The following is an 11309-nucleotide window of genomic DNA, read 5'->3' as shown; positions in this document are numbered from 1 at the left end:
ACGACGTCAGCGCAGAATGGGCGCTCATCTGCACCGCTCACAACCTCGTCAAGCTCGCAAGGGCCACCTGAGCCGCCATTATCAAGATAAAACTGCCTTCCCAAAGCTAACTGGACAGGCTCCTAGCCATCAATGCCCTGCAGGCCACGCCAGGTCCGACACGCACCAGCCACAAAATGCTCCAGGCCACATGGAATAACGAATTCCTTCTCTCTGTCCTCGCCCATATGCGATAGCCCTACTATCACCCCGGGGTTTTCCTTGAAGGTGACGACAAGATGATCAGCCCGAATTTCGAGGGCGCCGAAACGGCCAGGCGGATAGGTAGCAGTTAAAGTGGCCAGCGTACCCTGGCGACGGGCCTCCATGCGGTTATTTGTCATGTCGAAGGTGACATCCGACGCGTGCAGGAAGTAGTTGGCGATGTATTCCTTGATCAGCTAGCCCTTGTAGCCGCAGCAGATGACGAAATCGTTGATGCCATGGTGCGAGTAGATTTTAAGGATGTGCCACAGAATCGGCTTGCCACCGATTTCGATCATGGGCTTGGGCCGAAGGTGGGTTTCCTCGGAGATTCGGGTTCCAATGCCACCTGCGAGGATTACAGCTCTCACCATTGGTTCCTTTTCTGGCCATCCGGCCGTTGCCGCCTGGCTTCACGGCAGGATTGCTCCGCCAGCGCGGCTGGGCGTGCCGGCTTCAACATGAACTGCCTGTGAGCATTCGGATAATCCGCGTCATAGGCGGGGGCGGGGGTTTCGAATGTAGCGGCGGCGACGTAGTCCGCCTGCCCGGTTCCAAAGGAGGCCATGACACCGTCGTGGTCAAGACGACGAGGGCCATCCGGCTCGATCAGCACCCACGCTTTGGCCAGATCGGCGCAATTCTCAAGTCCGAGCGCTTCCACCGCGACTGCGTTAGTGCCGGGATATCCCTCGATCAGCCATGGTAGGCCGAACGCTTCCGAGGCCTTACCGGGGGGAATTCTCCCGAACAGCCATGGTAGTCCGAGCGCTCGCGTTTCGAGCACATACAGCAGGCCCGGCGAGCGGCCAGAGAGATCGACCATCGGGGTGCCGACTTCAAGGCCGGCCGCGCGAGCCTGGGCTCTGGCCGTTGCCAGATAATCATGGAAGGATTGCGAGAGCACCAATTCTCCACCACCCGGCAGGCGCGTGACAGCGGTATAAGCGCGCAGATCTGTCACCTGACGGTACGGCTTAAGGAGCACACCATTGACGATTGATGCAGTGAGCAACTGTGCGACCACCGCCAGGGGCAGTAGGGCGGCAACGCTGCGTCCCTCTTGGGCAAGAGGGCTCAGGAAGGCAACGACCGCGAGCATCCAGAACAGGACGTCTTTCGAACCGACGGACCAGTAATTGGCAGCGGAGCCGAGTGCCAACAGGTGCGGCAGGGCCAAAAAGGTTAGCGCTAGAGCGATGCTGGTGGGAGCCTGGGTGCGCAGAACCAATCCCTCACGATATAACATCGCGCCAAGGCACGTGAAGGTCGGCACCAGGAACAGGGTTGACGGCTTGATGCTGATCGGATCGGTCCCTAGCAGCGCAATCGCTATTGTGACGATCAACACCGCAGCGAGAGTTAGCGATCGGAGCAACTTGTGCGTAGATCCCATGAGAATGCCGAGCAGAACGGCTATCGCCACTAACACAGCGATAACGAGTTGCGCGCGACTGATTTCGAGCCAGTCGATCCGAAGGATGTGAGACACGTCGTGCCCGGCACCCGCTAGGGTTTCCATCTCAGCGCTGTTGACCATACGGGTCACCAGCCCGGTGATGCCACCGTCGATCAAATATGCGGTAACGATCAGTAGAGCGAGAGCGAGCAGCGCAGCGCCAAGCATGGGCAGCAACGACTTTCGGCGCAAAACCACGACATAGAGCAAAACAACGAGGGCAATGGCCGCAGCGGTGGTCGGCTTGGCCATGAAGCAGCACCAGCCGCCAATGCCGACCATGATCCACCCCAAGACCGGGCGGATGCGCGCTGGCCTGTCGGCTAACAGCAACCCGATCATTACCATCAAGATCGATTGAAAGGCCAATGCGTAATAGCCGGGGGTAAGCCCCCAGCGGTGACAATCGAGTAATGCCAGGCTGCCGATCCCTGCCGATAGCACCACCGCATACGGCCAGCCCGCTGTCCAGAGGCGGCCGATTACAAGGAAGCTGAGAATCCAGCCCAGCGCCATGGTAAGCGTGATGCTCGCCATGCGAAGCACTGCGATGTCGCCACCCGCCCACTGATATGGCCAGTGATAGACGAAGCCGAAAAGAGACGGCGGCATATTGATTGCGTAGGCGAATGGGTTCGCGATGGAGTTAAGGTAGAGACCTTCGTCGCTGAGATCGAGACCGTAACTGCTGTAGTATATTAGCCAAGCGAAGAGGATTGCTGTGGTTACGGCGGACAAAGCCAGCAAAGTCCGATCCAGCAAGGCTGACAACGTCCTTCCGTTGGCAAACTGATTGTCTCTTGGCATTGGTCGCTTCCTGCCAGCCTCGTGGACGAGGCCCATTCCAATGTCAGCCTCGAGGAGCTTCTAGCTGACCAGAGCCCCGGAATCTCCTCCCAAGATTGGTAGAGTCTCTCACCTCGTGCGACAGACCGAAGTTCGGACCACCCAGAACTACGCCCCTGATCACGTTGGCGGGCTGGTTGCCACTGATCCGCAACTGACGGCAGCGCTGGCATGTCCATCTCACGCCCACCAGCTCGTCCTGGCTCAATTAGGTCGAGCGCTTCTTCGCGTTCATCACCGACAGGAAGATCTGGCGCGGCATCTATCGCAGACATCATGGACTTCATCAGTCATCACAATGTCGATCCCAAGCCATTCAAATGGATCAAGTCCGTCGAGGACATCCTTGCTTCCATCGAACGCTTCTGCCGATGATATTTTTAGAAAAATAACCTGAGTTTCGAAAATAGTTTGCGCACTCGTCTGGAGAGAAAATGTTGAGGACTCACGTTGCGAGGTTGGTCGTCGCGCAGGAAATGTAGGACCTTGGCGAACATCTGCTCGGTCGGATCGAGATGGAGACTGTAGGGTGGCAGGAAGATGAGATGGGCGCCTCTCGCGCGGATGGTGATGCGGGCTGCTTTGCTTTTTGTGGCTGCCGAAATTGTCGAGAACGACAACGTCGCGCGTGACAAAGTCGGAGCGAGGATTTGCTCGACATAGATCGTGAAGAGCTCGGCATTAATGGATCCATCGATGATCCAAGGAGCGCTGATACGATCGAAGCGCAGCGCGACGAGAAAGGTCATTGTCTTGAATGGCCATGAGGTACCCTAGCCTGAAGACGCTTCTCAACCTCCAGCCGCGCGCGGGCGCCATGTTAGTTTTGACCAACGTCTCGCCAATGAAGACCAGCCGCGTGACGTCGATCTTGTTCTGCTCACCTTCCAGCGTTGTCGTTGGCGAGCGATATCGGGCCTATCTTGCTCGGCGGGCAGATTTGTTTTTTTAAAACTTCAAGCCCGTGGCGTGAACGAAACCCACGCCGCCCGCGGGTCCGTCTTGATGCCGTGCTCAGCCAGCTCCGCCGTCAGCTTCCGCAATGTGAACGGGCCGGACCTGACGCGCTGTCGCAACCAGTCGGCATTAGCGCCGGACAAAGTCCGGTTCTTGTGGCCATTCATCTTGCCCGACCTCAAGCTCCCGCTCTCACGCCGCAGGATGCGGCTCACGGTCGCTGGCGAGACACTGGCCTCGGCCGCCATCTGCTTGCCGGTGTGGCGGTGCCGGCGCAACGCCTCGACGGAGTCGAGTAGCGCACCGCGCCGTCGCCAATTTGACGCTTTCGGCAGACAGGTCTACCGCGTGGAGTTCTCGAAACCTGCCCTCAAGCCCGGGATGATATGCGCCGAGTCCGCAGCCCAGGTCCAGCAATTCAAGCTTCGGAGATCTACGAAATGTCGCTGAGCCAGGCGCAGGATATGTTCGCGCTTCAGGTCAATGTAAAACGCGTGCTCTCGTCCCGCGAAGGCGACGGCTTGATTGATCATTTCCTCGCATGAGTCGACGAAGCGGTCGAAATCTTTCGCAACTTGCCCCTGCGTCACATGGTCGGTCTTCGCGAGCTCTTTTTGATCAAGGAATACATCGCCAACTACATCCTGCACGTGTCGGGTGTCACCGTCGACATGACAAATAACCGTATGGAGGCCCACCAGCACCATGCCGAACTTTGGAAGGCGACGCTGATCGATACCGGCGAGAAGACCATGACTGGTGGTCGGCTCAAGCGAGGTTGCTAGTTACCTGCCGATCACGACGCCTTTTTTGCCTATGGCGATGGTGTGGGAGACATCGAAATCGCCGCATTGATCGCGTTCCACATCGCCCGCGTACGTTCGCCACTCTAACTGCGGCCTATCCGCTTGGCCGTTTCGGCGCCATCGAGGTTCGTGCTGATCACAGTGCCGTCACCTTCAAGGAAAAGCCCCGGGATGATCAATGGTGGCTTCTTCGTGCTTTCGCCGAAAGTAATTGGCCTGCTGGTGGATGACTTATTTGAGAGGTGGTAACGACCGCCTCCTGTCTGAGAGGAATGAGGGTTCTCAGAGCCCTTCAGACAGGAGGTTTTTCGGTGGCCCAGGTGAGCGCTCTCTGCCGACGCATGATCGAGGTGCGTGTTTCGGCACTTCCCGGGCACCGATTTCGTAATTCGCGGACAGCGGTTTCAGTAATTCCGGGACATGGATTCCGCTAAATCGCGGACAGTTATGGTGCTGGTTTTTCGGGTACGCCGTTCAGACAATGTTCTCTCTCAAGCTCAGTTTGAGAGGGGCGATGCCGAAACGGAAGCAAGCGAAACGAACTACTGTGAAGGACCTACGATCGATCCTGATGCACGAGCAAGGCCTGTCGGTTCGGGCGATCTCGGAACCGCTGCAGATCAGCAAGACCTCTCGGTTGCCACCTACCTGCTGCGGGCGCGTGAAGCGGGTTTAAGCTGGCCACTGCCGGCGATTTGCGAGAGCGAGGCGGCATTACAGCGGGCTTTGTTCCGGCGGGTCGGGCGCCCGCCTCAGGACATGAGCGAACCTAAGTGACCACGGGTGGCGCAGGAACTCAAGCGCAAGGGTGTGACGTTGACGCTGCTGTGGCAGAATACGGGTGGCGCATACCGACGGCTATGGTTACACTTGGTCTACGAGAGGTTTGCCGCTTATCAGCGCCGGGCGAGCCCGACCGCCACGCGGCGGGTGCGGTGATGCAGACCGACTATGCCGGCCGAGGTGATCGACCCGCAAACCGGCGAGATCCGTCAGGCGCAGATATTTGTTGCGGTGCTCGGGGCCTCGTCGCTGACCTTCGCTATGGGAAGCTTCGGTCAGCGACTACCAGATTGGATCGAAGGCCAGACCCGGGCCTTGTACTTCGGCGGGGGATCGTCGCCCTGGCGTGGGCTACGAGCGCAGTCGGCTGGAAGCAGCCTGCGAAAGTGCGCTCGCCATCAACGCGATCTCCTCCGTAAGCGCCATACTCAAATCAGGACTCGACCACGCGAGCCCTGCCGCCGAATCCGTCAAAGCCGCGCCCTCACACGCCAACATTCGTGGCGGAGCCTATTATCAATGAAGGAAAGGACCATCATAATGCGGACCCATCCGACCCTCGACCAGATGCAGGCACTCGGCCTTGCTGGAATGGCAGCCGCCTACTGGCAATTGGCCGAACAGGACAACGCCGCCTATCTCAGCCGTTACGAGTGCCTCGGCCTGATACCGGATCGCGAAACCGCCATACATGCCGACCGGCGCCTGACCAACCGTCTCGCCGCAGCGAAGCTGCGCTTCGTCGATGCCTGTATCGAAGATATCGACTTCGCGTCCCGCCGCGGTCTTGACCGGCGCAACACCCAGCAGCTGGCGCAAGGCGCCTGGCCGAAAGCCCACGAGAACCTCGTTTACTGGCAAAACCTGACGGCCAGGCTCGATCATTCCGTTCTCCATCTGCGTGTGCCGCGCCTGTTCGAGGATCTCGCCGTGTCCGGTCGCTTCCCGCGCTTCATCGACAAGCTGGCGCGTGTTCAGTTGCCTCGACGACTGGGGAACCACACGCTCAACGATCAGCAACGCCTCGATCACCTCGAAATCTTCGAAGAGAGCTACAGGCGCAAATCCACCCTAATCACCGCCCAGCTGCCCGTTGCCCAATGGCATGACATGATCGGAGAACACACCATCGCCGATGCCATCCTCGACCGAATCATCGACAACGCCCACCGTGTCGCCCTTGAAGGCGACAGCATGCGAAGGAAAAAAGCCGCGCGCCCTTGACCGACGTCGAAAACAGCGAAACGAATACCAATTGACTCCAACAACCAGGCAACCAAACGCCAGCGCCGCCACGCTGTCCGCGAATTAGCGAAACTGCTATCCGTCAGTTACCGAAACCGCTGTCCCTTTTTGCGAAATACGCATCGCAGCTGGCAAAACGCGGGAATAGATCGTCATTGTTGCCCCACAAGGCCTCAGCGTCACAGCTGACCACAGGGATGTCGTCGTCGGCCCATGCGCTGACCTTCGCGCCAGCGATGATCCATGTCGCCACGAGTTGACAGCAGCCGCCCATGGCTCGATCTATCCCAATTGAACCAAAGACCGCAGCGTCGACGCGGTCCGAGCCGGCTTTGGATCCTATAGCACGTGTGTTGGTGTGGTGACCGGAGGCCGCCGCCATGCCATCGACTGTTCGACCGGCGGTCGCCGAAGCCAACGCCGCGGTCGATATACGCAAACCGCCACTCCGATACGTTGATCATTCCGGTCGCCGCTCGCAATGTATCGCCTTGGCATATCGCGAAGCCCTGATTGAACATGGATAAGTGGTTCGCCCGGGGGGGGGCAATCCTTGCGAAAAGGCTATGACCAACCGATTCATGAAAATCGTGAAGGTGGAAGCCTACAACAAATTCGAAGATGTCGTGCATCTTCCATGCTTCGCCGATCAATGTGCAAGAGCCGTTCGGCCTGCGCTGCCCTTATTTCTGTTATAGGGTGACTCTCAATACGGCGCATCCTTCGGCAGGGCGCCTTCGGCGAGGCATAAGTACGAAACGTACGATAGTGAAACAATTGCAACACGCTTGCCGGGCGCGCTCTCACGTCGGTTCGTTTCGTACAGAGATTACAGGCCAGCTACGAACTCAATATGGCAATGTAAGTACGCGAGGGGGCGGAATGATCCGCACCGCGACGTCACTGGTACAATCTATCGGTTGGCGTTTGAGCAAGGCCCTTTAGGTCGAAAATGATGGGGGCGAAGGTGGCTAGTCTCTGTGCGGATAGAGTAGCCACTTTTGAGGTGACACAATTCGGAGGACTACTATGAAGGTGACGAAGAGCCTTATGCTCGGTTCTGTAGCTATACTTGCGAGCGCGGGGGCGCAGGCTGCTGATCTGCCGGTCAAAGCCAAACCGGTCGAATACGTGAAGGTCTGCTCCCTGTACGGCGCTGGCTTCTTCTACATCCCAGGCACTGACACGTGCCTCAAGTTGGGGGGATATCTGCGCGCTGAAACCACGTTCGGTACCAGCTATCACTTTGATGCGGCGGTCAACGGTGTGGGGGGCGCCCGCAATCGCCTGAGCGATTACTACAGCACGCGCTCTCGTCAAAGCCTCAGCATCGACACGCGCACAGCGACCGAGTACGGCGTAGTCCGCACCTTTGCCGAACTATTATTCACCTGGACGACGGGTGCCTATAGCGGTTCCGGCAATGGTGGGACGGCCTATACCGCATCGCCAGGCTCTCAGGTCGCTGGAAGTGCGCCCCAAATGTTGAACGCATTCATTCAGTTTGCTGGGTTCACATTCGGTAAGGCGACCTCGCAGTTCTCCACGCCCTGGGCTCAATACCCGGCGAACAACTTCGAACTGCCAGGCGGCGGAGGCTATGATCCGGTCAGCCAGGTCACCTACACCGCCATCCTCGGTCAGGGCATCACGGCGTCGGTCTCGGCCCAGGATCAAGTCGCCAATTACACAACCAACATCTGGAACGTGAGCGCCGCGACGGCAGCGGGTCTCGCGACCGGTGCATACGGCGCCAACGACATCGGAGGTGCGCGAGCCCCAGACCTTGTCGCGATGCTTCGTGTTGAGCAGGCATGGGGCCTCTTCCAGGCGTCAGTCGCCGCGCATAACAACCATGCTGCCTATTATGGCGCGACCGAGCTCACTGGTCATCCGGACGACAAGTGGGGCTGGGCTGGTCAGCTGGCCTTGTCGATCAAGAACCTTCCGACCGGGCCAGGTGATTCGATCAACTTGCAAGGCGTGTATACGAACGGTGCGAGCCGTTACAATTTCCAGGATTATATGTCGACTACCTACGCGATGTACGGTGGTACGAGTGTGGCGGGTGCTTACCAGAGCCTTGGCCTTGCTGGTGTCTCTGACTCCGTCTTCGTGATCGGAGCCGGTCAGCAGCTGACCACGACCTATGGCTTCAATGCGGGCTACAATCACAACTGGGATCCAAACTGGAGCACCGGCGTCTACGGCGCGTGGGCTGCAGTCCGGTATAACGGCACGGCCAAGGGCTACATCTGCGGCGCCTTTGTCGCAAACCTTGCACTCTCGAGCGGTCTTGCTGGCTGTAATCCCGACTTCAACTACGCGGTTGTTGGTACGATCACGCGCTGGACGCCAGTCAAGAACCTGACCTTCTCGGCCGAACTCGCATACATGATGCTCGACCAGATGTATGCGAGCGGAAGTACGGTGACGCTGCCGCAGCAGTCGGGTATTGCCAAGCCAGCTGCTGCGTATGAGCTGAAGGACCAGAACAGTCTCCAGCTGTTGCTGCGCGTTCAGCGCAACTGGTGAGCAGTTGTCAACCTAGCGGAAGGAGAAAAGAAGCGGCCCTATACCTAAGTATGACCTCCAAGAAGGCCTCCGGCATGCCCGCCGGGGGCCTTTTACGAACTCAGGTCTAAATTTTCTGCAATTGGTGACACTGTGGCCGCACAACAGATACCGACCCAGAATGTGAAGCCTGGTGCTGAAACTTGTTCTGGACGGCGCGTCTGGACTGCAAATCCCAAGGTCATCCAGCGACACAACAGTGCGCTGTTCGGTTCTGGCGTTTCGAAAGCTCTGACTGACATTGATCGTCATAGAAGAGCCAGCCTTAACCCTGCAGGAGCAACCCGCGCGTCAGCGGCGTCCAGTTATGCTGGTCGCATTTCACGCACGGGGAGATTAGGAAATCGTGGTGAGCGAAGCTGTTTCGGATTTCGGATCCCTGCGCTCTGTAGATGCCGTTAATGTCCGCGATGGATCGCATCTGCGCCACGGGCTCGCGGCTTCCGTATCTGCGCAATCCGACCACGATCGTCGGCGGGCACAGTCCGTTTGGAGATTTCATGCGGATTCAACGTCCTGGACGATGAGGTGCATGCAATGCGCGATGCGCTGTTTGAGAATACGAGAGACGAAGCGATGAGGCAGGTTCACATCAGATTATTAGATCTCTTTCTGAGAGCATCTGATCCAACGAAGCGCAGGTTTCAACCCGAGCTCCAAGTGGTCACGCAACCGATCCCATCGAAGCAATTGCACGTTGGTTTCATTTGTCGGTTGCACCATGAGTATTGCGGCCTAGTCGCAATTCAAGAGTAATCCTAGGCTCGTCGCCCATCTCCGAGATCGAAGACAGCGGTCGCTTGAGAGCTCGCGCGATCTTGCTTGCCGACAGCCCTCGGGCGATAAACCCTCGCAATTTGTGCCTGTTCCTGCCGCACCGAATGTCCGCCAATCCTGACGGACTCGGTTTCCGCGACGCGCATTCCAGCGCGCGACCTGTGCCGTTCGCGTTCGAGCATCTGTTCGGCCGAAGTCCGATAGACCGCTTCCAGTGGATTTCCCACCGGGCCAGTCTCGGCCCAGCGCGCATCGAACTCCGCTTTGATCTGCGCGGCATCGACCGCGCCGGTCTGTTGCGCGAGCCAGCGCAGCACCCGGTAGACGGTGCGGTGAAAATGGACGAAGCCGTTGTCTTGACGCGACCGACTCGGTCCGAGCACGACTCTCATAGAGATAGCGACGGGGGCACTCGTCATACGTCTCGATGTCGCGACCGTCGTGTTCACGCCCATCAGGCCGCAGGGGATCTTGCGCCTGCGCCGGCAACGTCGTTGTCCAGGAAGGGGCGGAATTTGGGCGCGGGCAAATGGGACGCAATCTCCTCCAGCGCGGGTGAGGGGTTGAAGCCGCCGCGCTCATTATACCGTTCGGCGCGCGACAGGGAGAGATGGTCTTGCGCGTGACAGTGCGACGAAGAACAGACACTCCTCTTCCTCGGCCTTGGGGTCCTCCACCGCAGTTTCGAGCATTCCATCCGGTGCGGGGCACACGGAACCGCCCCGCACTGAGCGGAAACATGCCCTTTCCCAGGCCGGGGAGGTGAACGACGCCGAATTCCAAACCCCTTTCTCATGTGGACCGTCATCAGATGGACCGCGTCAATTCCATCGCTAGCTGTCGGCAGCTCGCAAGGAACGGTCGTCTCCGAACAGAACAAGCCTCCGGATCCAGTCCAGAAATTGACGGTTCGGATCGGATCGACCTAATGTGTCATTCTTCGCGGCGAACTGCAGCAATTGGTGGATCGCCAGGCGTCGCCGCTGATCTGCCGGCGTTACTCCCGCGAGATAGTCCCGCACCAGTCCCCGTTCGAACAGAAGGTCGAACAGCATCTGGCCAGGCCCGGTCTTGAAGCCGATCGCATCGAGGGCAGAGCGCAGCCGCGATAGAGCGTTCTTGCCGTCGGACGAGATGTCGGGCACGGCGTCCGCCCCCTTCAGCGCCGCCAGCGGCGTCTTCCACTCATCCGCTGCCGCGAGAAACTCCTGCACGTCCGCGAGCGGCATACGGTATCTTAGGAGGGGTACATGAGCCCGGCGCAATGCGGCTCGGATGCAAACGAGAGCAGAGACAGCAGGTCTCTGATTTCCTCCCGCTCGAATATATGTCCGAGATTGAGCACTGGAACGCCGGCCGCCTCCAGTCCGGCCGCGATCTTCTGCAAATAGGAGGATCGCCTGATCCCGGTAGTCGTGCCCCTGCGAACGGAATTGATTGATGACTGCGGCGAGCCCAGCAATTCACTTTCGCGATCACGCGCCACGTCGTCGGCGCGGCGCCGCGGAACCCTAGATCGACTGCTGGGCGTCGCCTGCGACCCAGAGCGACTTACCGTCGCCTGCTAGGAGCCTGTCCGAGTAATCGGATTTTTCTCGACGAAGAACAAGCGTTGTGAT

Annotated in this window: 8 protein-coding genes and 3 pseudogenes; 4 read left to right on the top strand and 7 right to left on the bottom strand. The window is 58.8% G+C overall.

The window, feature by feature from the left end; translation table 11 throughout:
* Positions 1 to 251: 251 nt before the first annotated feature.
* From CQ13_RS42320 to CQ13_RS47530, 4 genes and pseudogenes are all read right to left on the bottom strand, one after another.
* A pseudogene (locus tag CQ13_RS42320) lies at positions 252 to 614 on the bottom strand (sugar phosphate nucleotidyltransferase); the annotation flags it as partial.
* Complete coding sequence (locus CQ13_RS39835) at positions 611 to 2509, bottom strand: hypothetical protein (protein WP_156434198.1); 1899 nt, start codon at positions 2507 to 2509, stop codon at positions 611 to 613. The pseudogene CQ13_RS42320 and the gene CQ13_RS39835, both read right to left, overlap by 4 nt.
* A gap of 419 nt (positions 2510 to 2928) precedes the next feature.
* Entirely contained in the window at positions 2929 to 3297 is a 369-nt protein-coding gene (locus CQ13_RS39830; RefSeq protein WP_082637915.1) for a transposase, read from the bottom strand.
* Between the two features lie 556 nt (positions 3298 to 3853).
* Positions 3854 to 3922, bottom strand: a pseudogene (locus tag CQ13_RS47530) (hypothetical protein); the annotation flags it as partial.
* A 158-nt stretch (positions 3923 to 4080) separates the two neighbouring features.
* Here CQ13_RS47530 and CQ13_RS39820 point away from each other — a divergent pair.
* The 3 genes and pseudogenes from CQ13_RS39820 (at position 4081) to CQ13_RS39815 (ending at position 6318) form a co-directional block, all read left to right on the top strand.
* Complete coding sequence (locus tag CQ13_RS39820; protein ID WP_197427598.1) at positions 4081 to 4290, top strand: glycosyltransferase family protein; 210 nt, start codon at positions 4081 to 4083, stop codon at positions 4288 to 4290.
* Between the two features lie 984 nt (positions 4291 to 5274).
* Positions 5275 to 5427: pseudogene (locus CQ13_RS47525) on the top strand (IS21 family transposase); the annotation flags it as partial.
* Between the two features lie 186 nt (positions 5428 to 5613).
* Positions 5614 to 6318, top strand: a complete 705-nt coding sequence (locus CQ13_RS39815; protein WP_283807577.1) for an ATP-binding protein — start codon at positions 5614 to 5616, stop codon at positions 6316 to 6318.
* A 103-nt stretch (positions 6319 to 6421) separates the two neighbouring features.
* Here the strand turns inward: CQ13_RS39815 and CQ13_RS44115 are convergent, their stop codons facing one another.
* Complete coding sequence (locus CQ13_RS44115; RefSeq protein WP_156434197.1) at positions 6422 to 6778, bottom strand: hypothetical protein; 357 nt, start codon at positions 6776 to 6778, stop codon at positions 6422 to 6424.
* A 590-nt stretch (positions 6779 to 7368) separates the two neighbouring features.
* Between CQ13_RS44115 and CQ13_RS39805 the strand changes: the two genes are divergently transcribed.
* Positions 7369 to 8874: a porin gene (locus CQ13_RS39805; RefSeq protein ID WP_057848215.1), complete on the top strand. Its 1506-nt coding sequence runs from the start codon at positions 7369 to 7371 to the stop codon at positions 8872 to 8874.
* 797 nt (positions 8875 to 9671) lie between these two features.
* On the opposite strand, the gene CQ13_RS39795 is transcribed toward CQ13_RS39805, so the two are convergent.
* Both CQ13_RS39795 and CQ13_RS39790 read right to left on the bottom strand, forming a co-directional pair.
* Positions 9672 to 10073 (bottom strand): hypothetical protein, encoded by a 402-nt coding sequence (locus CQ13_RS39795; RefSeq protein WP_156434196.1) that lies wholly within the window; start codon positions 10071 to 10073, stop codon positions 9672 to 9674.
* A gap of 450 nt (positions 10074 to 10523) precedes the next feature.
* Complete coding sequence (locus CQ13_RS39790; protein ID WP_057848212.1) at positions 10524 to 10919, bottom strand: hypothetical protein; 396 nt, start codon at positions 10917 to 10919, stop codon at positions 10524 to 10526.
* Between the last annotated feature and the right edge of the window lie 390 nt (positions 10920 to 11309).

Source organism: Bradyrhizobium retamae, assembly GCF_001440415.1.
GTDB lineage: Bacteria > Pseudomonadota > Alphaproteobacteria > Rhizobiales > Xanthobacteraceae > Bradyrhizobium > Bradyrhizobium retamae.
The sequence above is the reverse complement of the archived record's forward strand: the minus strand, read 5'-3'. Positions and strand labels throughout refer to the sequence as shown.